The sequence below is a fragment of the Flavobacterium qiangtangense genome, from assembly GCF_042658345.1.
Taxonomy (GTDB): Bacteria; Bacteroidota; Bacteroidia; order Flavobacteriales; family Flavobacteriaceae; genus Flavobacterium; species Flavobacterium qiangtangense.
The window spans coordinates 412,778-436,646 of record NZ_JBHSQB010000003.1; the positions used below are offsets into that span (position 1 = coordinate 412,778).

Annotated in this window: 21 protein-coding genes and 1 pseudogene; 10 read left to right on the forward strand and 12 right to left on the reverse strand. The window is 48.7% G+C overall.

Translation table 11 applies throughout. The features are described 5' to 3' along the window. Window positions 1–33 precede the first annotated feature (33 nt). The 3 genes from cphA to gntA all read right to left on the reverse strand — a co-directional run bounded on the left by cphA (window position 34) and on the right by gntA (window position 3,973). Window positions 34–2,559 (reverse strand): cyanophycin synthetase, encoded by a 2,526-nt coding sequence (cphA, locus tag ACFPVY_RS01950; protein WP_465254354.1) that lies wholly within the window; start codon window positions 2,557–2,559, stop codon window positions 34–36. A gap of 119 nt (window positions 2,560–2,678) precedes the next feature. Beyond that, window positions 2,679–3,269 carry a DUF1989 domain-containing protein gene (locus ACFPVY_RS01955; protein WP_379790016.1) on the reverse strand — a complete coding sequence of 197 codons (591 nt, stop codon included), beginning with the start codon at window positions 3,267–3,269 and terminating at the stop codon, window positions 2,679–2,681. Window positions 3,270–3,274: 5 nt separating this feature from the next. Then, window positions 3,275–3,973 (reverse strand): guanitoxin biosynthesis heme-dependent pre-guanitoxin N-hydroxylase GntA, encoded by a 699-nt coding sequence (gntA, locus tag ACFPVY_RS01960; RefSeq protein WP_379790017.1) that lies wholly within the window; start codon window positions 3,971–3,973, stop codon window positions 3,275–3,277. 1,508 nt (window positions 3,974–5,481) lie between these two features. Between gntA and ACFPVY_RS01965 the strand changes: the two genes are divergently transcribed. The 7 genes from ACFPVY_RS01965 to ACFPVY_RS01995 all read left to right on the forward strand — a co-directional run bounded on the left by ACFPVY_RS01965 (window position 5,482) and on the right by ACFPVY_RS01995 (window position 12,985). After that, window positions 5,482–5,934, forward strand: a complete 453-nt coding sequence (locus ACFPVY_RS01965) for a response regulator (protein ID WP_379790018.1) — start codon at window positions 5,482–5,484, stop codon at window positions 5,932–5,934. A 265-nt stretch (window positions 5,935–6,199) separates the two neighbouring features. Continuing rightward, window positions 6,200–7,333, forward strand: coding sequence for a glycosyltransferase (locus ACFPVY_RS01970; RefSeq protein WP_379790019.1), 1,134 nt, complete (start codon window positions 6,200–6,202; stop codon window positions 7,331–7,333). Then, window positions 7,330–8,469, forward strand: coding sequence for a UDP-galactopyranose mutase (gene glf, locus ACFPVY_RS01975; RefSeq protein ID WP_379790020.1), 1,140 nt, complete (start codon window positions 7,330–7,332; stop codon window positions 8,467–8,469). Before ACFPVY_RS01970 ends, glf begins: the two co-directional genes overlap by 4 nt. Continuing rightward, window positions 8,469–9,611 (forward strand): alpha-amylase family protein, encoded by a 1,143-nt coding sequence (locus ACFPVY_RS01980; protein WP_379790022.1) that lies wholly within the window; start codon window positions 8,469–8,471, stop codon window positions 9,609–9,611. The genes glf and ACFPVY_RS01980 overlap by 1 nt, the downstream gene beginning before the upstream one ends. Before the next feature lie 10 nt (window positions 9,612–9,621). After that, entirely contained in the window at window positions 9,622–10,068 is a 447-nt protein-coding gene (locus ACFPVY_RS01985) for an adenylyltransferase/cytidyltransferase family protein (RefSeq protein ID WP_379790023.1), read from the forward strand. 128 nt (window positions 10,069–10,196) lie between these two features. Beyond that, window positions 10,197–12,362 carry a catalase gene (locus tag ACFPVY_RS01990; RefSeq protein ID WP_379790024.1) on the forward strand — a complete coding sequence of 722 codons (2,166 nt, stop codon included), beginning with the start codon at window positions 10,197–10,199 and terminating at the stop codon, window positions 12,360–12,362. 26 nt (window positions 12,363–12,388) lie between these two features. Next, entirely contained in the window at window positions 12,389–12,985 is a 597-nt protein-coding gene (locus ACFPVY_RS01995; protein WP_379790025.1) for a YciE/YciF ferroxidase family protein, read from the forward strand. 189 nt (window positions 12,986–13,174) lie between these two features. Here the strand turns inward: ACFPVY_RS01995 and ACFPVY_RS02000 are convergent, their stop codons facing one another. The 8 genes from ACFPVY_RS02000 to ACFPVY_RS02035 form a co-directional block, all read right to left on the reverse strand. After that, on the reverse strand, window positions 13,175–13,762 hold the full coding sequence (locus tag ACFPVY_RS02000; RefSeq protein WP_379790026.1) for a flavodoxin family protein: 588 nt from the start codon (window positions 13,760–13,762) through the stop codon (window positions 13,175–13,177). Window positions 13,763–13,806: 44 nt separating this feature from the next. Then, entirely contained in the window at window positions 13,807–14,334 is a 528-nt protein-coding gene (locus tag ACFPVY_RS02005) for a DNA-deoxyinosine glycosylase (RefSeq protein WP_379790027.1), read from the reverse strand. Window positions 14,335–14,457: 123 nt separating this feature from the next. Beyond that, window positions 14,458–15,054, reverse strand: a complete 597-nt coding sequence (locus tag ACFPVY_RS02010) for a YciE/YciF ferroxidase family protein (protein WP_379790029.1) — start codon at window positions 15,052–15,054, stop codon at window positions 14,458–14,460. A gap of 216 nt (window positions 15,055–15,270) precedes the next feature. Beyond that, window positions 15,271–16,236, reverse strand: coding sequence for a gluconolaconase (locus ACFPVY_RS02015; RefSeq protein ID WP_379790030.1), 966 nt, complete (start codon window positions 16,234–16,236; stop codon window positions 15,271–15,273). Window positions 16,237–16,241: 5 nt separating this feature from the next. Next, entirely contained in the window at window positions 16,242–17,417 is a 1,176-nt protein-coding gene (locus ACFPVY_RS02020; protein WP_379790031.1) for a PQQ-dependent sugar dehydrogenase, read from the reverse strand. A gap of 117 nt (window positions 17,418–17,534) precedes the next feature. Next, window positions 17,535–18,023, reverse strand: a complete 489-nt coding sequence (locus ACFPVY_RS02025) for a CinA family protein (protein WP_379790032.1) — start codon at window positions 18,021–18,023, stop codon at window positions 17,535–17,537. Window positions 18,024–18,042: 19 nt separating this feature from the next. Continuing rightward, window positions 18,043–18,699, reverse strand: coding sequence for a DUF6766 family protein (locus tag ACFPVY_RS02030; protein WP_379790033.1), 657 nt, complete (start codon window positions 18,697–18,699; stop codon window positions 18,043–18,045). 444 nt (window positions 18,700–19,143) lie between these two features. Beyond that, window positions 19,144–19,674 carry a hypothetical protein gene (locus ACFPVY_RS02035; protein WP_379790034.1) on the reverse strand — a complete coding sequence of 177 codons (531 nt, stop codon included), beginning with the start codon at window positions 19,672–19,674 and terminating at the stop codon, window positions 19,144–19,146. A gap of 32 nt (window positions 19,675–19,706) precedes the next feature. Here ACFPVY_RS02035 and ACFPVY_RS02040 point away from each other — a divergent pair, with 32 nt between their 5' ends. The 3 genes and pseudogenes from ACFPVY_RS02040 (at window position 19,707) to ACFPVY_RS02050 (ending at window position 21,003) form a co-directional block, all read left to right on the forward strand. Beyond that, window positions 19,707–19,922 carry a helix-turn-helix domain-containing protein gene (locus ACFPVY_RS02040; RefSeq protein ID WP_379790035.1) on the forward strand — a complete coding sequence of 72 codons (216 nt, stop codon included), beginning with the start codon at window positions 19,707–19,709 and terminating at the stop codon, window positions 19,920–19,922. Further along, window positions 19,919–20,232: pseudogene (locus ACFPVY_RS02045) on the forward strand (HipA N-terminal domain-containing protein). Before ACFPVY_RS02040 ends, ACFPVY_RS02045 begins: the two are co-directional and overlap by 4 nt. Window positions 20,233–20,376: 144 nt before the next feature. After that, entirely contained in the window at window positions 20,377–21,003 is a 627-nt protein-coding gene (locus ACFPVY_RS02050; RefSeq protein ID WP_379790036.1) for a HipA domain-containing protein, read from the forward strand. A 793-nt stretch (window positions 21,004–21,796) separates the two neighbouring features. Here the strand turns inward: ACFPVY_RS02050 and ACFPVY_RS02055 are convergent. Beyond that, on the reverse strand, window positions 21,797–23,293 hold the full coding sequence (locus ACFPVY_RS02055; RefSeq protein ID WP_379790037.1) for a sensor histidine kinase: 1,497 nt from the start codon (window positions 23,291–23,293) through the stop codon (window positions 21,797–21,799). Between the last annotated feature and the right edge of the window lie 576 nt (window positions 23,294–23,869).

A 23,869-nucleotide genomic window follows, 5' to 3' on the forward strand; every position in this document is an offset into this window, starting at 1 on the left:
GGCACAGTTGCTATTGTATTTTGATACACTTGCTTATTGCGCTTCGGATTGGAACTGGGCTGCAACAATTTTGGTCAGCCCCACCGTGTAGGTCGCATTGTCTGCGCAGATAACCACGACGCTTCCTTTTTCTGCAGTGGCTACCGCATGGTGTATCGCTGTCTGTGTATCGGGTATGACCTCAAATTGCCTTCCAGGATCCTTCTCGCGGATACCGCTCGCGAGGATGTCGAGGATTTGCTCCTGCGACCTGCCCCTGAGGTCCCTGTCAAACCTGATGATGATCCTGTCGTACATGGAGGCGGCAATCCGTCCGAACGCTGCAATGTCTTCCTCCCTTCGGTCGCCGGTTCCCGTGATGATACCGGTCTTAAATCCGGGAATGTTTTTAAGGTAGCCGGCCAGGGCAAGAAGCCCATGCGGATTGTGCGCATAGTCCACAATGACGTTGACCCCGTTAATTTCGAATTCATTGATGCGTCCGGGCGTGTGCTCGGCGCTGGGAACGAATCCTTTGAGCGCGTCGGCGATGGTCGATTGTCGGAACCCCGAGAGGTGCGCGGCAAGCGCCACCGGCAGGAGGTTTTCAATCATGAATCCCGCGAGCCCCCTGCGTGTTATAGGTGCCTCTGCTGCGTTCAGCATAAACAGGGCAGCCCCTTCATGGCAGACATAGATGTCTTGTTTCGCATCCATATATACTGCGGTGCCTCCGGCATTCAGGTGTTCCTGCAGGCGCGGGTTTTCATGGTCGGTGCAGAATAGCGCTACGCGGCAGCGGAGCGCCTCGCGCATCGCGAAGGCATGGTCGTCCGAGGCGTTGAGGATTGCCCATCCGTCCTTATGTACCGAACGCGGCACTACCGACTTTACTACCGCCAAGTCCGCCACGGTGTGGATGTCCTTCAGTCCCAGGTGGTCTGCCGCCACGTTGGTAACGATCGCGATATCGCACTGGTCGAATCCTAGGCCGGACCGAATGATGCCGCCCCTGGCGCATTCCAGCACCGCAAAATCGACCGTGGTGTCGTGCAGGATGGTACGCGCGCTCTGGGGACCGGAGCAGTCGCCCGACTGGATCTTTTCGCTACCGATGTAGATGCCGTCGGTCGAGCTGAAACCGACGGTCTTTCCGGCACTGGAAGCTACATGGGCCATGAGTCGGGTGGTCGTCGTCTTGCCGTTGGTGCCCGTGATCGCTACAATCGGGATGCGTCCCTGGTCGCCCTGCGGAAACATCAGCTCGACAATAGGAGCGCCGACCTCCCTCGAAGCGCCTTTGCTTGGGAACTTATGCATCCTGAGGCCCGGCGCGGCATTCACCTCGATAATGGCAGCACCGTTCTCGCGCAGCGGCAGTGCGATGTCGCCAGAAACGATATCAATCCCGCAGATGTCCAGGCCGATGACCCTTGCGGCCTTTTCGGCAGCCCTAATATTCAGGGGGTGTATCAGGTCCGTCACATCTTCTGCAGTACCTCCCGTGCTGAGGTTGGCGGTCGACTTCAGGCAGACCTGCCTGCCCATCACCGGGATCGAGCCGGTATTTAGGCCCTGGGATGCCAGCAGCGTCTCGGAGGACTGGTCCAGTCTTATCTTGGTCAGGGCATTCTCGTGGCCCTGCCCGCGCATGGGATTGTTATTTTCCTGCTCGACCAGCTCTGCCACAGTCCGAATCCCGTCGCCGATCACCATGGCCGGCGAGCGCAGGGACGCGGCGGCAAACTTGCCCCCGATCACCAGGATCCTGTAGTCAGACCCGGAAATCTCTTTTTCGACGATCACAGACCGTGAGAGTTCTTTCGCGTGCCGGAAGGCGTCGCGCAGCGCATCGAGGCTGTAGATGCCGCAGGTTACGTTGCGTCCCTGGTTGCCGTTGAACGGCTTGGCAACGAGCGGAAAACCCAGTCTCTCGGCTGCCGCCTCGAGGTCAAGCTCTTCGGCTACGACTACTCCCTTTGGAACGGGAAGGGCGGCGCTTTCCAGAAATTTTTTAGTGTGTTCCTTGTTGCCGGCGATGTTGACCGCGATGCATGAAGTATTGTGCGACATCGCGGCGCTGATTTTTTTCTGGTGCTTTCCGTATCCCAAAATCGTGTAGCCCCCCGGACCAGGTGTTACGGGAATATTTTTGCTCCTTGCCGCATCAATGATCATGGTCGTGGACGGCCCTTCCCCGTAGCGTCGCCTGGCTGCCAGGACGACAGCGGCCGCCTCGGCGAAGGTCGGCGGCTGGCCGCCTTCGAGTAGGCTTGCCAGTATCGATGATGCAAGTTCTACTGCCACCGTGCCGGCCTGCTCGACTTCATACCCTACCACCCCAAAGGTAAGGTCGGACGTGGGAGCGCGAAGTCCGTGGAACATTTCTGATCCCTGCAGTGCCGCGGCCAGGCGTACAGTCAGGCGCAGGAGCAGCGTTTCGCGCTCGGTACCGTCAGATTCCGTGATTGCAAGTGGCGCAAGGTAGTCGCTGATAGCCTGGAGCTGTCCCGTGCTGATGGACGGAACCGAGGGATGCATCTTGACAGCCAGCACGTGGCTGTGGCTGTCCGACCACATATTAGGGCCCCTCATGACCCTTACTTCCTGTATTAACATAGCTTGAGATGGATTGGTTATAGATTTCCATGCAGGCATATCTTGCCCTGCGGTTTGAATTATGGCAATAACGCGCCCGCCTAGCGGTCGCTCACCTGATAGTGGATGGGCTTGAATGTGCCTCCGTTGCTGTCCTCGGCGGAACAGGCAGTGAGGCACACGATCAGGTCCTGCTCGGCGCGGAATCGGATGCGGTCTCCCGCAACAGTGGTAGGCGGGAGGACGGACAGCTTTCCGTCGGGACCGAACTGCACGTTCATGAATATGTTGAAGGCGGTCGGTATATCGTCCAGCCCGATGCCGTACTCGGCCAGGTTTGCCCGCAGGTTGTTCAGGCAGCTGGGATGCTCCTCATGGTTGCCGTACATGATCTGGAAAGTCTCCGGACTGCAAGGAGCCAGCAGAAAGTCATTGCGGCCGTTGGTGTCCTCGATGATTTCCATCATCTTGCGGGAGCGGTTGCTCCAGAGGTAGTTGCCCTTGGTCAGCAGGATGGTCTCCTCGAAATCCATTGATTTTCCAGCGGAGATTTTCTCCCTTTTGTCCTGCAGGTTAAACAGCACCATGTCGCTGACCTGGCGTCCGAGCGGATCGGACACGGTCAGGATCTGGCCCTTTTTTATGGTGAATGCGGTGCCGGTCTGCGGCTCGATAATAGTATAGTTGCTCATTTTAGCTAATTTTTATGGCGGAAGGGGCACTTCCAGTCCGGTTCTACATTCCTGCCGCTGTACTGCCTGGTCTCGCTCGCATTTCCGAAGTCCGCGAGGGCGGGATTGATGCTTCCCTGCAGGGCCTCGTCCCTGCGGCGGATCCGGTTGCGGACCGTATCGTAGGACCCCATCTCGCGCAGCTTCTCAAACTGCCAGTGGAGGTTCAGCACTACCGTGCAATAAGGTGCGCGGCGCGCAAGGCGGGAGCTCACAGGATGCATCCCTATAATATAAAATGCGGTGCCGCCAAGGCTGAAGCTAAAATTGGCGTCGTCGGGATCGGCGCTGACTTTGGGGTCCCAAGGCGAGCTGTCCGCTTCATGCAGGCGCTGCAGCAATGCCCATAGGGCGCGCTCGAAGTCGCCCTCGCTGGCAAAGGAGCTGTGTTCAAAGCAAAGGATCAGGGACTCAAACTTGCTGGAGCTTAAATCGTACCCCTCAAGATAGGCACTGATATCTTTAAGTATGGATTCTGTGTTCGAAGCCGATTCGATATCGTCATACACCCGCAACTGGTAATTTTCCATCTGAAAGACGGTATTGGCCATCACGCAGGGATGGTTCTGTCCCACTATAAAGTCGGCGTATGCCGTGCGGATGGAATCATGCAATTGTGTTTTCATAGCTTGCTTTTTTTCCTCGTGATTTAATGTCGGCGGCATTTTTTTGGTCGTTGAGCCTGTGCCAGGGCCACTGGTACCGTACCGCCAGTTGAGTAAAATTACATCGAAAGAATGAGGGAAAAGTTATATGATTGCGCGCCAGAAGTTGCAGGATTAGTCAAGACCGTTACCTGCAGAAGTTATTTTGCATTACGGCCTTAGACTGCGTACGATTCTGTACCATGTCTGGACGGGAAATGGTAGCCTGTTAAAAATGTAACAGTTGCTGAAAAAGGTATAAGGCATTCTGCGTATCTTTAACTAACTTTGGAAGGAGCGGTCCTTGCATTTGATATAATATAATTGATATAATGGTATGTTCGGTCAAGCGAGACCCTAAGGTTTGCCATATCGTCCTTTTCTATTTCTATGGGTACAGCACTGGCAGTGAGAATATGACCCGGCAGGCTCAAGCTCCTTCGCATATCCCGCTTTGGATTTATGGTGAATTGCATTGATAGCAGATAAAAATGCCCGCTGCCGTTTGTAACGAAGATGACGGGCAGTCAGATTGCCGAGGAGGCTGTAACTGGTTCCTGCACTTTCCGCCCGTTCGTGCAGGATTAGACCAACGTCGGCGCATTTATGCGGAAACCGATCAGCAACACGGCAATAGGAACGGCGGCAGGTATTGCTCAGAAATCCCGGCAGGAATGCCGGGATTTTTCTTTCGGTGAGTCCGGGGAGATTTTCCCGCCACCAGGAGACCGCGCTGGTCCATTTTACGTCAGCCTGGGATTTGTGACTTGCGCTTCTTTTGAACAAATTGGAATACAGCGCTGCCACATGCGAACGATTTGTAATGCACGTGTTCGGGGTACTTTTTAGCCCGCCCTGCTTGGAGTTAGCAGACTGCCACGCGCTGCTTATTTAGGTATTCAAAGCACTCCGAATAGCTTGTCTTTGCAGTCAATGATCACAGTGTTGCTCAGGAAAAAGGCATTTCCAGTGAGCCCCCAGATATCGACATACTTGTAAAAATCCTGAAAGGTCTCCTGCTCACCATGGTAAAGGGTCGGGCCTTGAAGGACCTTATTCCCGAACTTTATCGGCTTCTTTGCCTTGAGGCCATAAAAGGTCAGCTTCTTTCCCCAGCTGTTTACGCTAAGGGAATTTATAACTGCGGCGCTTGACGCTTCGAGGGCTTCCTTTTTTGTGGTCTGCAGGGCGAAGATGCCCGACCCCGTATATTATAAACTATTTTTTAGTTGCCTATTTAGAACAAACCATCAACACATCTTGAAGCCAGTGCCAATTTAAAGTTAGGGTTTTGCGGACGGACTGAAAAGCTACAGGACGTTAATAATTGCAACCAAAAGTTAAAGATTGTTTCCGGCGTATAACTTGTCGGCAATGCTGTCGCGGGTCCGCTTTGATATTGAGAGGTTTTGAATTCCAGGTCACGCAGGCTTCGACTAGACGATCAACCTTATCGCATAGTTTGAATCAAATTTGCCATTGCAGGTATTTTTTATAGCTTTACTATATAAGTATTAAGTAAAAAAACAATGCTGTATGGGATAGACAGGGTTATGGCCGTGCTGGTAGATGACGATCCTAACGACAGGGATCTTTTTAAGGACGCCTTCTCCTCACTTCGGGTCAAGAGTACCCTGGCCTTACTGAAGGACGGAGAAGAGGCGCTGGAGTTTTTCAGCACTGCTGCTGAACTGCCCCATATCCTGTTCCTGGATCTCAATATGCCACGGGTAGGGGGCATGGAGGTGCTCAAGGTGCTGCGTTCAGATCCGAAATTCAGCAGCCTTCCCATAGCAATCTACTCGACCTCAAATGCTGAAAGCCATATTGAATCTAGCCTCAGCTTTGGAGCGAACCTCTGTATCGTCAAGACCAACAGTTTTGAAAAATTGAAAAGCGCAATCGAAAGCGCACTGAAAATACAGTGGCGGTATGCAACTTCGGCATTCGACATTGCCAATTATGTAATGGTAATCAACTAGGGGCTGGCGAGCATTGCCCCTTAAGTATTTTTCCTGTTTTGTAAAAACAGCTCCCTGCGCGCTGACAATTCCCAATTACTGTATGGGCTTGCATTTGTAATCCGGTGCGGGCCGGCAAGACGCTGCGGCCACACCCAAGTAGTTTTCTGATTTATTTTCAATGCACGATTAGATGTAACTAAATTTTAATATCATGTAATTAGTTTGCAGTGCTGCGTGCTACCTTTATCTGAAGAATCAAGCAACCAACTAACTGAAAATTAACATGAAAAATTTTAGATCGGCGCATGAAGAAGGTGTCAACACGAACAAATCTACTAACAAAGAAAATGGCAAAAATTATGACATGATTGTCTTTTGCCACCTCAGATGGCAGTTCGTGTACCAAAGGCCACAGCATATCATCAGCAGGCTCGCTAAAGATTTAAAAGTTCTTTTTGTCGAAGAGCCGATCGGTTTCGATCCAGAAGAAGAAAATACGGCAATCTTAACCGAAGTCAATCAGCAGCTTCATGTGCTGCAGCCCAAGGTAAGAACCATAAAAGACATTTCAAATGTACTTTCAAAGTATGTTTCCAATTCCCAAGTTTCCATGGGATGGTTTTATTCTGCAGCCTTCAGCGAGCTGTTGCAAGAACTAAATTTTGAAACCATCATTTATGACTGCATGGATGAACTTTCCTTGTTTAAAGGCGCACCGCAGGAATTAATTGACCAAGAAAAATTTTTGATTTCCAATGCAGATATCGTTTTTACCGGTGGAAAATCACTTTATGAATCTAAGAAAAAAATGCACGGAAATGCATACTGTTTTCCAAGTTCAGTCGACGAATCACATTTTGCACAAGCCTTGAACGGAATTGAAATCCCAATGGACATTGCTCATATCAAGGCGCCAGTCGTGGGTTATTATGGCGTGATTGACGAGCGAATCGATTTAGAATTATTACATGAAACTGCTGAAAAGTCGCCAGAAGTTTCTTTTGTAATGATTGGCCCGCTGGCGAAAATCGGTGACAGCGATTTGCCAAGATTGACCAATATTCACTATCTGGGCATGAAAACATACGATGAACTTCCTGCCTATTTGAAAGCTTTTGACATCGCCATGATGCCTTTCGCTTTGAACGATTCGACCAAATTTATAAGCCCAACGAAAACTTTGGAATATATGGCGGCTGGAAAGCCAATTATTTCCACCAAAATTAAAGACGTGGTCAGAGATTACGCAGATTGTGTGGCACTAATTGAAAACGCGGATGATTTTTGCGAAGCAATTTCATACGTTTCTTTAGGAAACAACTCGAATCTTTTGTCTTACAAAGAAATCCTTGCAAACACGTCTTGGGACGCTACTGCCCAAAAAATGAGTGCCATCATCAAACAAAAAGCTTTATGAAAAACATCGACATATTAATTATTGGCGCAGGAATTTCGGGAGCGGTTTTAGCGGAACGTTATGCATCTTTTGGAAAAAAAGTTCTTATTATCGAAAAACGCGACCACATTGCGGGAAATTGTTATGATTATATGGATGACAACGGCATCTTGGTTTCCAAGTATGGCGCGCACCTTTTCCATACCAATGAAGAAATCGTCTGGAAGTATGTGCAGCAATTTTCAGATTGGTATCCGTGGGAGCACAAAGTTGTGGCTCGCGTGGACGATAAAAACGTGCCGATTCCGGTAAATATCACCACGGTCAATACGTTATTTGGAGAAAATATCACTTCAGAAGAGGAAATGTCTGCGTGGTTAGAAACCAATAGAAAACCGTTCGAAAAACCTGCCAACGGCGAAGAAGCAGTTCTGAATCGAGTAGGCAAGGTATTGTACGAAAAAATGTTCAAGCATTATACCAAAAAGCAATGGGACAAATTTCCTGCCGAGTTGGATGCTTCGGTATTAGAACGAATTCCAGTGCGAAGCAATTATGACGACCGCTATTTTTCGGATAAATACCAAGCGCTTCCAAAAGGCGGTTACACCCAATTATTTAATTCAATTTTAGCCAACAATAACATAGAAATTCTCCTGAATACCGACTATTTTGACGTTATGGACGAATATGCGGGTTATGGAAAATTATTTTACACCGGACCTGTCGACCGCTTCTTTGATTTCAAGCACAGCATGGAGGAAAAATTGGAATACCGCTCAATAAATTTTGTCAGCGAAACTTTAGACCAACAATATTTCCAAGAAAATTCGGTGGTCAATTACCCAGGAATGGAAGTTGATTTCACTAGAATTATTGAGTACAAGCATTTTGGAAACCAACAATCAGAAAAAACCACGGTCGTGAAAGAGTTTACGGTTGATGGCGGCGAACCCTATTATCCGGTTCCAAATCCAAGAAACCAGAAGATATACGACAAATACAAAGAAGAAGCGGATAAGTTAACCGACGTTTATTTCGTGGGACGACTCGCCAATTACAAGTATTTCAATATGGACCAAGCATTTAAAAATGCATTGGATTTATTTGCTTCGCTCGAAGAAACAGCACCAGAAAATTATAAAGCCGTCATCTGATGAATCCGTTTCAAACATTTTTTATGGGCGGTTTCGAATGTGCCGACCATATAAATCGTTCTGGAGAAAGAGTCAATTTGCTCTTTGAAACCCAGCACAATATCCGCGTGGACGAAGATTATCGGCTATTGTCAGAAATCGGGATAATGACGGTTCGAGAAGGAATTTGCTGGAGCAATGTGGAGAAAGTGCCTGGAGAATTCAATTTTTCTGAGGTTTTACATCGAATGTATGCCGCCGAACGATATGGAATACAACAGATTTGGGATCTAATCCACTTCGGCTATCCAGATGGAATTTATCCAACGCATCCCAACTTTTGCGACCGATTTGTCAAGCTCTGTGAGGCTTTCGCGAAATTTTATGCGGCCCACGCAAAACAGCCGCTGTTGGTGGTTCCCATTAATGAAATAAGCTTTCTGGCGTGGCATTCCGGCGATGTTCGCGGTACCGTCCCCTTTGCGGTAAATAGCGGTTGGGATATCAAATACCATCTCTGCAAAGCCGCCATTCTGGGTATCAATGCCTTAAAAGCCGCTGACCCGTCCTGCAGGATTATCTTGGTGGAACCCATGGTGAAAATCCATTTGTGTGAAGATGAAACCGAAGCCTGTCTGCACGAAAGAAACCAGCATCAGTTTCAGGCAATGGATATCATTTCCGGAAGAATTTGCCCTGAATTAGGCGGCGACGAATCAATGCTGGACATTCTGGGCTTCAATTATTACTGGAACTGCCAGTGGCAAGGACCGGGACAAACTTTGCCATGGCCGGAAATGGAATCAAGAAGAAAACCATTGAGCAAAATGCTTGAAAGCGTTTACGCGCGTTACGGAAAGCCCATTTTTTTATCGGAGACGGGACATTTTGGCTGTGGCCGAATTCCTTGGCTGGAAGAAGTAACGGAACAAAGCATCATTGCTATGAAAAACGGCGTGGAATTTTATGGGATGTGCATTTATCCAGTGACCGATCGCCCAGATTGGGATGATTTGACCAGCTTTAGCAATTGCGGTATTTGGGATTTAGACGAACATTCAAACCGAATCCCAGAACGTGATTTTATTACAGCAATTCTAGCGCAACAGCAACTCGTGAAAGCATTCAAACGACCAATTCAGCCTTTGAGAATGACAATTTAAATGATAAAAAATGGAACCAAAACCAACCATCGGCATTACTTTCAGCACATTTGACCTGCTACACGCAGGCCATATCCGCATGCTCGCTGACGCAAAAACACAGTGTGATTACCTGATTGTAGGGCTTCAAACTGACCCCACAATCGACCGACCAGAAAAAAACAGGCCAACCCAAACCCTCGTGGAACGATACACCCAGTTAAAAGGGTGCAAGTTCGTCGACGAGATTATACCCTACACCACGGAACAGGATTTAGATGACATTTTACGATTGTTTCATATAGACGTCAGAATTATCGGAGAAGAGTATCGGGAAAAGGAATTTACTGGAAAAAGGTACTGCGAAGAAAATAGAATTTTACTCATTTATAATTCCAGAAACCATCGTTTTTCGAGTACTGGATTACGCCGAGAGGTATATGAAAATGAATGTGCGAAGCATTTGAAAAAGGTCTGATTTCAAATATTTGGCTTATAAAAGTTTAAGCAATTCACAACACATCATATAATAAACAATAGCGAATTATGTAAGGCTTATCGGTCTGAGAATCACGTACTTTATCTACAATTTAATCAACAAGCACAATGGAAAAAAATACAGGCAAGCCTAATCAGCAAGAAGCCAAACAAGAAGATTTGAGCATCAACAAATCAGACGGGACTAATAAGTTTTTGACCACAAACCAAGGTGTCAAAATTAATGATGACAATAATTCGCTGAAAGCCGGCGAACGAGGTCCGTCATTGCTCGAGGATTTTATTTTAAGAGAAAAAATCACACATTTTGACCATGAAAGAATTCCGGAACGAATTGTGCATGCGCGCGGTTCAGGAGCGCATGGCTTTTTTGAAGTCACCAACCCAATTCCGGAATTTACCAAAGCAGGTTTTTTACAAGAAATGAATCAGAAAACACCCGTTTTTGCTCGGTTTTCTACAGTTGCCGGTTCGAGAGGTTCCACAGATTTGGCGAGAGATGTTCGTGGCTTCTCTGTTAAATTTTATACTGAAGAGGGAATTTACGATTTCGTGGGAAATAACATTCCGGTGTTCTTTATCCAAGACGCCAACAAATTCCCAGACCTTGTTCATGCTGTAAAACCAGAGCCTCACAATGAAATCCCTCAGGCAGCATCAGCGCATGACACGTTTTGGGATTTTATTTCACTGATGCCAGAATCCATGCACATGATTATGTGGCTGATGTCTGACCGCGCCATTCCCAGAAGTTACAGAATGCAGGAAGGCTTCGGAGTACATACGTTCAGATTTATCAATGAGGCGAATGAATCTCATTTTGTCAAGATTCACTGGAAGCCAAAATTAGGAACGCACGCCGTAGTATGGGACGAAGCGCAGAAAATTTCCGGAAAAAATCCTGATTTCCACAGGCAAGATTTATGGGAAGCTATTGAACAGGGAAATTTTCCAGAATGGGAACTTGGCGTGCAGCTGATCCCGGAAGCAGATGAGCATAAATTTGGATTTGATCTTTTAGATCCTACCAAATTGGTACCTGAGGAATTGGTTCCCGTGACAATTGTTGGGAGGATGGTTTTAAACCGAAATCCAGATAACTTTTTTGCTGAAACGGAACAAATTGCTTTCCATCCAGGACACGTAGTTCCGGGCATTGATTTTACAAATGATCCGCTATTGCAAGGAAGGTTGTTTTCTTATACAGATACGCAGCTGTCTCGATTGGGCAGTCCCAACTTTCATGAAATTCCGATCAACAGAAGCATTTCTCCAACGCACAATAACCAGCGCGACGGACACATGCGACAAGAAATCAATAAAGGACGCGTGAGTTATCACCCAAATTCTTTGGGCGGAGGATGTCCTTACCAAGCGATGATCGCTGAAGGTGGCTTTTCAAGCTTTAATGAACGAATTGAAGCACACAAGGTTCGCCAACGAAGCGATAGTTTTACCGACCATTTCAGCCAAGCCAAAATGTTTTTCGAAAGCCAGACTACCACTGAGCAGAACCATATGATCAAAGCGCTGCGTTTTGAATTGGGTAAAGTAGAAAATACCGCAATACGTTCTCGCATGCTGGGATTGCTTTCACAGGTGAATTTGGAATTAGCCGAACGCGTCGCCACAGGGCTTGGAATGAAAGTCCCGGCGCAGCCGGAAAAACCGATGAACCACGGCGTGGGAGCAGATGATGTGGGAACAAAAGAGCCCAAGGAAGTTTCTGGAGATATCCAAATTTCGGACGCCCTGAGCATGATAAAAAATCCGACCGTGACACCTACGATCGCATCCAGAAAAATTGCCTTTTTGTGCAATGACGGGGTGAGCGAAGCTTCTGTGATGGGAATCAAGAAAGCACTATTGGAACAGGATGCGAAAGCTTGCATCATCGCACCGCACCTGGGTTTTGTCAGCACGGAAGAGGGCGGATCAATTGGTGTGGATTTCAGTTTTTTTACAGCTTCCTCAGTTCTTTTTGATGCCATTTTTGTTCCTTCTGGAAATACGCAGCTAGCCCTGGGCGATAATTTAGACGCTATGGAATTTATAAATGACGCGTACAGGCATTGCAAAATCATCGGAACGGAAGGCGACGGTATCGATCTGCTTTCCGCACCGCAGTTTTTAGCCAAAGGCGATGCGCTTATCGACGGGGGCATTATTTCGAGCAGTACCGTGGGAGATGCAGGATTCGCTTCGGAATTTATCAATGCCATCGCCGGCCACCGCTACTGGAAGAGAGAAGAGGTATTGAACGCTGACAAATAAATCTAACCAACAAAAATATACGTGATATGAAAAATTCAAAAGAATCAAGTAAAAAGGGTGCGGGGGAAAATGCGCCGAGCCAGGTGACTGTTGCCCCGGCAGCTGATGCCGCGACTAATCTTGGGGCGCTCTTTCTAGAATGCTTAAAGGATATCTACTGGGCAGAAAATGCGCTGGTGAAAGCACTGCCGAACATGGAAGCAAATGCCACGGACCCGAGTTTGAAATCCAGCATCAAAGACCATCTTGCCGTAACTAAAAACCAGGTGGTTCGGCTTGAGACTATTTTTGAGCTGCTGGGACAGGAAGCCCAAGGCAAGAAATGCGAAGCAATGGCTGGACTTATTCTAGAAGGAAACGGTATTCTTGAGGAAACGCATCCGGGACCGGTAAGGGATGCCGGAATCATTGCTGCCTCTCAAAAAGTGGAACATTATGAAATTGCGACTTACGGAACGCTTCTTGCTTTCGCAAAGGCGCTCGGAGAGAATGATGCCGCTAAACTGCTGCAACAGACGCTAGCAGAAGAAATTGAAGCCGATAAGATACTTACCGATGTTGCCATCGTATCGGTGAATGCAGATGCGATGGAATTGACTGGCGTGGCAGAAAAAAGGATGTAAGCTATATGCCAAGCTTTATATGTGAAGCCTGCAGGAATCCTATCCTGCAGGCTTTTTTGTAACCGATGCGCCTTGCAAAAATTACGCTTGCGTCAAGGTTTCTGAGGGCTGGAGCGCTCCCGACACGGACGGCACCGTTATATCGTTACGATAGTTATTGGACATGAGTCGCATAAGCCTGGCCTGCATTTATTTCTTAAGGCCTCCCAGCCTGGCAAATGACTTGGCCATCGATGCCGCGTCGGATGCATATTCTTTTTCGTAATACCTGGTCAGGCTGGACTTCGTCTGCTTTTTCTGCTTGCCGTGGCCTTCCCAGATGACGCCAAGCGAGGCGTAGGCCGGTACGGTGATGCCGATGCTGCAGAAAAAATTGGCAATATTCCCGGTCACGTGCTCGACGCCGTCGGAATCGCCGGTGATGATGACGCCCCCGAGCTTTCCATCCAGCGGCGAGGGCTTCCCTTCGTTGATGATATCGTAAACCTCGTCCAGGCGTTCAATGATGCGCTGTATTTCGGACGAATGGCTGTTCCACCATATTGGGGTCGCAAAGAGCACGATGTCCGCCTCCAGTATTTTCTTGTAGATGGCCGGGAAGCCGTCCGGCTTTTCCATCCGAATGTAGGTACCCCTGCCGATCTCGTGTTCCGCCAGGCGAAGGATCTCGCATTCTATCTTTTCTTTTTTCAGGTAGCCTGCAGCAAAATCAGCTAAAGCCGCCGTGTTGGATGTTCCGTTTTCTTTCAGTGTCCCGAGCAGGATGATTGCTTTCATGGTATCGTTTTATATTTATTAAGTTTTTGATGCGGCCGGCTGTCTTACCGGCCTGCTTGCAGCTGCGGGAGCGAGTCAGCTGCCAGCCTGACGGCTTTCCACTTCTCGAGCTTCTGTTCGAAGGTCATGGAGGCATAGGCGGGGCTGGGCGAGGGAAGCAGGCCGTATTCTATCGTGTCGAGCAGCGGGTGGTACTTCTGGTAGAATTTCTTGGCTGCCCTGCTGTCGAAAAAGACATGCCTGATTCTCGGATGCTGCGCCAGAAACCGGGGCACGTCGTTAGGCCTCTCGTTTCGAATCGCGCTGTCGCTGCTTCCGATGCGCTCGCAGCTTTCAAGAACCTCCCACAGCGCAATCCCTCTGGCCTGAAGAAACTTCATTTTTTCCTGGTAGCTGACCGCCGAGGACGTCTCGAATACAGCAAAAAGAAGCCTCCAGAACTGGTTTCTGGGATGGGCGAAATACTCTCCCGATTGCATCGCAAGGGCTCCTGGAGCCGTCCCCAGGATCAGCACCCTGCTGTCGGGGCCAGCCAGCGGGTCAAGGGTTTCTATTCGGCTGTTGGGTTCCATGCGTTTATTTTTGGTGTCAGAGTGCCATCGCCCCAGTGATGAGCGGTGGGTCACCTGCTGTTATCAGGGCATCATAGAAAAAAGGGCTGCCTGAATTATTTTCAGGCAGCCCTAAGTAGTATATTACAGCACTTCTTTGGACTGCGGTCCGTCCTTTGCCGCTTTTTCACCGGCTGCTTCCAGGTTGATGCCGCTGTAGGCGGCGTCGGTCAGCTTATCGTCGGCTTCTTTTTCCTCCGCCAGTGTTTCTTCCAGGAGGGCTGCCACCTCGTTCTCGCCCAAGATTTTTGCAAAGGCTACAAGGGTGCCGTAGGAGGCGATCTCGTAATGCTCTATCTTTTGGGAAGCGGAAATGATCCCGGCATCCCTTACGGGTCCCGGCTCTGTTTCCTCAAGGATGCTTTCGCCTTCCTTGATGAGGCCTTCCATGGCATCACATTTTTTGCCCCGGTCAGATTCGCCAAGTATCTCGAAAACTTTGACAAGGCGCTCCACCTGGCCTTCGGTTACGGCTACATGCTCCTCGATGGAAACCTTAAGGCCGGGATCGTGGGCATTATTGGCCATTTTCGGCAGCGCCTTGACAAGTGCGCGCTCCGCATAGACAATGTCTTTCAGCTCGTCAATGAACAATTCTCTCAATCCGTCAGCCGCGGCTGACTTGGGTGGCACGGTGCGCTGCCCCCTGCCGTCTTTTTTTGGTGCATTTTGATTCGCCATGTGTGGTTGTATTTGATTGGTTATTGATTTAGTGGGCTTGCGGCCCTTTATTTTTATCCTTTTCGCCCCGATTGGCGCCGCTTCAGCCGCCGCGCGCGACGGGACTTCCTGAATTCATTATAAAGCTACGGAATGTCTGCGGTCTATTTTTTTATAGAAAAGTTAATAAGTGCAAACAGATGTTAAAACTTCTCAGGCTCTCGGCAGCGCTTGCCGCTATTTCGGCAGTGGCACCAGGCGCGCGTGCTGGATCGCAAATTTCTGTGACGGCACCGAGGTGCTGTCGACGATCTCAGAAAAATTGGCGTTCATCACCCAGACCTTTCCTTTTGCGCTTGCCGCGGTAGAAGGGTAGGTGAACCTGTCTGCCGCAAGGGTAGAGGCCGAAAGCCTTGCTGTGGCCCAGCCGTCTTCCGATGCCAGCTCGTAGATCTTGTCGCTTCCTCCGTTCTGTACTACGACAAGCTTGTCCCTGTCGGTAAGCAGCAGTCCGTCCCCGTTAATAAAGAACTGTTCGGCAGCGACTCTTGAAACCTTCTTCGGATCCTTCGTGTCGATTTTGTAGAGGGCCCCGGTGCCGCTGCTCACAACGAGCAGGTAGCCGTCCGGATGCCAAGCGATGCCGTTGAGCCCTATGCCCTTTGTCTTGAAAAGCGGGCTGTCGGCAAATACCGAAGCCTTTCCCTGGGGCGTGACCTTGTAGACCACGTTGGCGAAGCTGTCGGTAATGTAGGCATTCTGGCCGCTGTCGAAAGCCAGGTCGTTTGGGAAATGTTCTCCCGGGACCAGGCCTGCCAGGTCGATATCGCTTACTTTCCTGCCGGTCAAAAGGTCGACCGCTACCAGGCGCGCCATTTTCTTTCGTGTGGCAGGGGAAGTGAACTTGCTGTAGTTGGCATCCCCGACGCAGGCAAATACGCGCTTGCCGTCAGGATGCACCTTGATTCCGTAGGTTGACTTAAAAGAAGAATCTTCGATCAATTTGGTGTAGGCGCCGCCAGGCGTCACCCTGCCCAGGGTCCCCAGCCTTGCGGAAGACACGATAAAAGAATCTGAGATGCTGTCATAGGCAATGCCTTCAGGGTAGCTCTCCGGGGCGGCAAATTCGATTCGTGCGGTTGGCTGGTCGGGTATCGCTGCCGCGCATCCGGCAAGCAGGAAACAGTATGCTAGTTTTTTCATAAGGGTTAGTTTTGTTTTATACAATAGAGTACTCCGTTGGCGTCATCGGTAACGTATACCGTGCCCGATGTGCTTATGGCTACACCCGCCGCCCTACCAAATCGGGTCTTTCCTTTCAGGAAGCCGGAAAGGAAGTCTTCAGCAGCTACGGGAATGCCGTTGGAAAATCGGATCAGCTGGACCTTGAAGCCGACGGATCCCTTTCGGTTCCAGGAGCCGTGCCAGCAGACCAGCCCGTTGCCTGCCAGCGTAGTGCCGGCCGGGAAGAACCGGAAGCCGATGGGCGCCATATGGGCCTGGAACTCAAGTACGGAAGGCTCGGTATTCTTTACCCATTCTTCCTTGCTGTTGCCCGCGGGGTCTTCCCTGGACTGGTCGACTTCTTTTTTCCCGTAAGCAAAAGGATAGCCATAATTCTTTCCCCCTTCTATGCGGTTGAGCTCTTCCGGAGGCCAGTTGTCGCCCTTGGCGTCGCCTCCGTTGTCCAGGCCGTAAAGCGCGCCGGTCTGTGGGTGCCAGTCGAATCCTATCATGTTGCGAAGTCCCGAGGCGTAGATGGTGCGGGTCCAGGAAACGGGATCGACCTGCAGCAGGGTAGCGGCTTCGCGGTCGGATTCCTTGCAGTCGTTGCAGAGCGTGCCCACGGAAATATAGAGCTTGCCGTCGGGCCCGAATCCCATGGTGCGGTTCGGGTGCTGCCCTGCACTAGGCATGTCCTTGAAAAGCATTTCTTTTCCTTCCAGCATGCCCCCGGCCCCGATGCGGTAGCGTCGGAGCTCGTTGTTGTTGCACAGGTAGAGCCAGCCGTCCTTTTCGGCTATCCCATGGACGCCCTTGAACTCGGCCACTACCGTCACGGCATCCTCGAACTTGCTGTCGCCGTCCTTATCCGTCAGCAGCAGCACGTCTCCCGCATCGCGGCGGGTGACATAAAGCCTGCCGTCCGGCATCAGGTGCATCATCCTGGGCTTGCCCAGTCCGGAAGCGGCTACGCTCACGCTCCAGCCTTCGGGAACCTTGAGCAGCTTGGCCATTTCCGGCAGGAAATCCAGGTGCTCGGCATATTTGGTAGTATGGGTGACCTTGGTCACGTCACCCGGGGGCAGTCCCCGCTGCGCGCTGGCGCCGGTTGCCGCCAGGAGCGCCATTGCTCCGATAATTCGTGCTGTAATTTTTCTCATGGTTCTATTTTTAATTTAAGTGGTTTCATTATTACGACATCGGGGCGGTCAGGAAGTGCCGCCCGAGCGGACGCTATCCAATGCCCCTTGCAATACTTTAGATGGCTGATAAAAAGCTTAACGACTGCTAGCATTGGTGGCTTCTATTAGCAATTCTGCCGTCCTGTCTATTGCCATAAGCACGATATCTTCAGGGATGCCCGTGAAGATTTCGCGGTGCGCAATCTGGCTGCCCGGCAGGATGATGTGCAGGAACATGGTGCCTACCGGCTTGTCGGACGTCTCGCTGCCTCCTGGGGCGGTCAGCCCTGTTACGGCTACCACGATTTCACACCTGAAAAGAGCCGCGGCATTGCGGGCCAGAGACGCTGTCACTTCAGCAGATTCCGGCGTGTGCTTTTCAATCAGCTCGTGCGGCACCTTCAGTATGTCTTCCTTGATGAAGACCTCATAGCAGGAAATTCCTCCCCGCAGGATGTCGCCCGAATGCGCGGTCAGGGAAAATTCAGAGCACATCCTGCCTGCCGTGGCACTTTCCACGAAAGCGATCTTCCATTTTTTTTCGGCAATGGCCTGCGCGCAAGCCTTGACTTTTTCTGATGGCATATTTGTTATTTTTTACGTTTTATTCTCCAGTCTCGCTATTCGGCGCGTCCACGGGCTTGGATTGCGAAGAGCCATTCTGCCGCAGGAATATAGAGAGGATGATTATTGCAAAGATGGAAAGGAATTCGCTCTGCCAGTTCTGGAACGACTCGAACCAGAACCTCGAACCAGCAAGATACTCGCTGGCGCTTTCCGCTGGCTTGCCCGCCATGCGCAGCTGCAGGTTCTCGTCTTCGAGGCTCCCGTAAAAATGGCCGGCGAAACTCGCCGCAAAAAGCAGCAGGAGCGCGATAGTGAGCGAGTGCTTGTAAGCTGCCAATATCCAGCCGCTTTGGCGTACAGGCCACGGCGCACCTCTTCGCAGAGGATCTGGCTCGCGATCGACCGGCTCATCAGTATCGAAATCTTTGGATTCCGACGACCCTTTCTGCTGCAGGAATATCGTCAGGACCACCAGCAGTGCCATCTGCAGGAATTCCGACTCCCAGTTTTCAAACGTGGCCTGCAGGAAATGTCCAGATGACAGATACTGCAGAACAGATACTGGGTCCGCTCCGCCCTCGGACAGTTCTTTCAGGTGCTCCTTGTAGCCGAAGAAGGTCTGGCCGGCCATGGAAACCGCAAAAAGCAGCGCGAAGGTCAGTGAAAGCGAATTGTCGCGGATGAACTTTTTCATGGTACTGCAATTTCGCATCAGATAAAATTGCAACATTTTACACCTGCTAACATTATATATCTTTATGGAATATTTATATAATTATCTAGCGCCGAGCTGCAGATAGCAACAGCTGAAGCAAGGGTAGTTGGAGTACGGCACAGCTACATACAGGCGATTACACGAAGATCCCGCTTCAGGGCGGCACCAGCTCTATCTGGCTCCTGCCACGGGGATCGAATGATGGCGAATAGACGATAACCAAATTCCTGGAGGCCACGCAGGCATTTGTGAAAGGTGGGCAGCGACCTGATATGCGAAAGGGCCACCAGCTCGCGACGGCTTGCCGTGAGCCTGCGCCGCCCGCCTTGTTCGATGGCGATATGCAACAATGCGGCCACGATCGCTATATGCCATGCGTCGAGCCGCCGGTCGTTTTGCAATGCCGCAAAGTAGGCGGAAGGGTTAACCTCGGCCATTGAAGATGCGCTCAAGGTCAGCCCTGCAGTGAAAGTAGGTGCCACGCGTTTCGCTGAAACCGAGCTTCCCGGAAACCCTGAGCTTTTGGAGCGAGCCGGGCGAGATCTGCAGCAAGCTGCGTACTGCCTTTCCATTCAGCCACTCGGCATCGGAAACCTCCGGGCCCTGGCATGACTCCTTTTTTTTAAGCATTTTCTCTAATTCTCCGAGCAGGAAGCTTCCAAGCTGCTCCAGGTCCTTTCGCGTTACATTTTCTTCCTTAGCCTTAATGTTTATAATGGGGCAGCAAGTTTGCAAGTTTAGAAGGAGCTGCCCCGAACAGGTTCCAGGGGGCGCGCATTGACCCACGCTGGCTGTGTACCTGCCACTGTCGGCAGGAAGCACGCTGCGCCAGCTTAATCCTATAGTAAATAAAAAGATCGAGGAAATTCTCAGCAAGAGTATTGGTACTTTAATTTTACCGTTATAGCAGTAAAACAACATTGGATTCATTCCATTGTCTTCGTTAATAAACATGTTTACTTACATTTACCGCTAAAACGGTAAAAATGGAAGATTTTAATTTAGGCGCATTTATTAAAATTCATCGTAAAGAAGCTGGACTAACGCAGTTACAGCTTGCAGATTTTGCTGGTATTGGCAAAACTACGGTTTTCAATATAGAGAAAAATAAGGAGTCGATACGATGGGACAACTTAAAGGCCGTCATGAAAGTTCTAAATATAGAGATTAGATTAATAAGCCCTCTAACAAATAAATTATGAGAAGTGCCATTGTTTACCTTCATGATATTAGAGCCGGAATTCTTTCCCAAGATGATTATGGAAAATATCAATTTACATATGATGATGGATATGCCTTAGCACCTGTTTCATTAACTATGCCTGTAAGTCATAGCACCTATTCATTTAACGATTTCCCCCTTTTTTCGAAGGGCTTCTTCCTGAGGGAATTATGCTCGAGGGACTCTTAAAGATAAATAAGATTGATAGAAAAGATGATTTGACACAGCTTGGTGCAATCGGGGGTGACCTGGTAGAAGCTGTAACTGTAAAAGCAATTGATAATGAATAGATATCTAATTACATATGAACCGTGTGGTGAAAATGTATACAGTGAAACAGGTTTGCGAATGCTTTCGCCTGATTTAAAAACCCTTAAGCGCCTTCCATTCTCTGCATCAGAATTGAGACAGGAAGCAGCGCAACGGCAACTAAGTTGTCAATTCAGGGCGTACAGCCAAAATTAAGCGCGATACTGTCTGCCAGAAACCAGCAGTTTGAGATTGTAGATCAGCATGGAAATTTCATTATAAAACCTCAGAGTTACATTTTTCCAGAATTGCCCGAAAATGAAGATTTGACTACGCGGATGGCCAAATTTTTTGGAATAAGCGTCCCGCTGCATGGACTGGTGTATGGAAAAGACAACTCAAAATCATATTTTATCAAAAGATTTGACCGCTTTGGCAAAAACAGAAAATACGCTACCGAGGATTTTGCCCAGCTGACAGGAAGTTCAAGAAATACCAAATATAATTTTACAATGGAAAAAGTTGTACAGGTTATTGACGAATACCGCACTTTTCCTTCCGTTGAGAAAGCTGCGTTTTTCAAAAGAATTATTTTTTGTTTTATAACCGGAAATGAATACATGCATTTGAAAAATTTTTCACTAATGACAAAATCTGGACAGGTTAAGTTGACTCCCGGATATGACTTATTGAATTTATCTATCGCTATTAAAAATCCTCAGGAAGAAATGGCTCTTGCTTTAAAAGGAAAAAAAAGTAATTTTAAATCTGGTGATCTGATAGAATATTTTGGAAAAGAACGATACAGTTAAGTGATAAAGTAATTGATCTTACGATAAGAAAAATGTTTGACAGCAATCCAAAATGGAAAGAATTAATCGAAATTTCTTTTTTATCATCGGAAATGAAAGAAAAGTATATTCGGCTATTAACAGAAAGACTGAGCAGATTTTAATTTGGAGAACATAATTTAATAGATTTACAAAGTTAGCTGGCTATTGTAGTTTAATTCATTGATTAAAATTCGTCATTACGTCAAAAATCATTTTATCTATATTGCTTCCGACAAGTTCTAACTTCGATAACCTGAATGTATTATCAAATGCATACAGCATGTAATATTTTCAGAGCAGTTTAGCTACATCTGCAGTTTAACTGATCCTAGTAGATTTTGAACACAGCCACGGATTGGTAAGAAATCTAGAATGCATTACCGATATTTTTAATTTTTAAAGGCATAGCTCCTCCGTATTACTTGACGGATAATCTTTTAGCGGGCAAAAATTTTGCTGAGAAGCATAGCGGGAGCAAAATTTGCAATTGACAGCTAACGCCCTTTGTGCGGCTTCTAAATTCCCTACTGCTACGAACGCCTTATTTCATTTCTTTATAAAATGAATATATCGAAGGTTCACTAGTCAATTAGGGAGCATTTAGGAATGATGTTTCATAATCAAAAAGGATTTATGCTCGGCGAGATTTTATAAGGCCTACGTAGTTCGGTTTGGGTCTTAACTTTAATTACATTCATGGCCTTTTAAAGATTGGCAACTTACTTCTTAAAAACCTCCTCTCTATGTTTTATTTCCCAATTTTTCAACGCATCTAGAGTGTGGCGGCATCCTGCCTTAAAGGTAGGGTTACTGTAAAAATGGCTCCATTCCCTTTCTGGCTGGAAGCGGTGATGCTTCCCTGGTGCCTCTTCGCGATTTTTCTGCAGAGCGCCAGCCCAAGTCCGTTTCCTTCATAATCGTCTTTTGAGTGCAGCCGCTCAAAGGTGCCGAAAATCTTATCGGTATAGGCTCGGTCGAAGCCAATTCCGTTGTCCTGCAACGAAACCTGTATAAAGTCCCTGCCTGCCTCGTTTACTTCCACGGCGGTTATAATTATTTTAGGAGGTTCTTCGGCCTTGGAGAATTTGAGCGCATTGTGCATCAGGTTGTAGAACAGCTGGCTGATGAGTATCGGAGCGCCTTCTATTTCAGGAAGCTTGCAGGCAACCAGTATGGCGCCTTTCTCCTTCATGATGAGTTCCAGGTCGGTTTTCACATTCTGAATCACAACGTCAAGGGCTATGGCTGTCACCGGCTGCAGGGTCTTGTCAAGGGTAGAGTAGGCCAAGATGCCCTCTATGATGCTTCCCATCCTTACTGTGGATTGCCCGATCTTGTCCAGAAATTTTCTGGATCGCTCGCTGATCCCGGCATCATCGCTGTCGTGGAGCATCGTATTGAAAATACTGATCTTGCGCACAGGCTCCCTGAGGTCGTGGCTGACGATGCTGGCAAAGTGCAGCAGGTCGTCGTTCGACCTCTTGAGTTCTGAGGTGCTCTCGGCTACCTGACGCTCGAGCTCCTGCTCAAATGCGCGCTGCTCGCTGATGTCCTGTACAATTCCGACAATCGAGTAAGGATTGCCGTCCTCGTCCTTGAGTATACTGCCATTTATCCTGGTCCAGCGCACGGTCTGGTCGTGATTGAGTATGCGGGCCTCGTAGGCAATTTTCCCTGTAGTTTCGGCCTTCAGGTGCGCCTGTTCGCGAACCGGAAGGTCATCGGGATGCAGCCGGTCTATGAGCTCGGCGCTGGTGAGTGGAGGCTGGGTGCCACAGATCGTGTTGAACCGATCGTTGGTTTGGACCAGACCTGTCGCCAGATCAATTTCGTAGGTTCCCAGACCCGATGAATCAATCGCGACGCGGAGCCGCTCCTCGGCATTCTGCACCTGGTTTCGCGCCTCGTGCAGGTCCGTAACATCAACGCCTGTATTCATGACGCCGTAGATGTTGCCCTGCCCGTCAAAAAGGGGGATGAAGCTGTAGTTGAAATAAAAGGTTCGGAGTTTCCCCTCGACTACGAGATCGGTCCTTTTGTCCTTGGCATGTACCGGGATGCCTGTTCTCAAGACGCCAAGGGCCTCTTCAAAAAACACATCGTCGCGTATTTCGGGAAGTACTTCAAGATAATTTTTTCCCACGATCTGATCTCCCTTTCCCCAGGCGCGGACCATCGCCGGATTGGCAAGTTCTATTTTGAGCTGTTCGCCTGTAAATACAGCAATCGGGAGCGGGGTGTGGTCCACGATATCTTTGAGGAACGTCATCTTTTGGTGCATAACTATTGTGTTTGTCGTGATGTCGAAAGCTATAGCATTTTTAAATCTCGCATGTTATATTACTTGGCCTCAATGCTGCGTCATTGCAATACGTGGAGGAGTCAGATTGCCGTGATTTTGCGATATTGGCCAACCTTATTTCTCTTCAACAGGAAAGTAAAAGGCTAGTACCGGCTCCGCCGCCACTGAGATTAGCGGTCGCTAATTTAGGAAGTTTTATAATTCTGTTTAGGTTTTTTATGAAATATTTAAACAAATTGGAATACATTTGTTTACAATGTGTTAGCGTGCGGCCCAAGGCAAGAAGTTTCAAGATGAAATGGCGAAGGCGGACGGATTGAAAAGGGAGGGTGATACCAGTGAAGCGTGGATCAAAATACCCTAGGTACTGAAGTTCCCAAAAAGCAGACGGCTCTGTCGCCAAGGCGACCTTTACAAGAGTATTTTTAAAGATGAGAATTGGATATCTGTTAAGCAAATACGGTGGAACATGATACAGATAGACAGGGAGGAAGTTATATTAAAGCGAGGCTACAATCATGAGTATAACGTACCCAATATGTC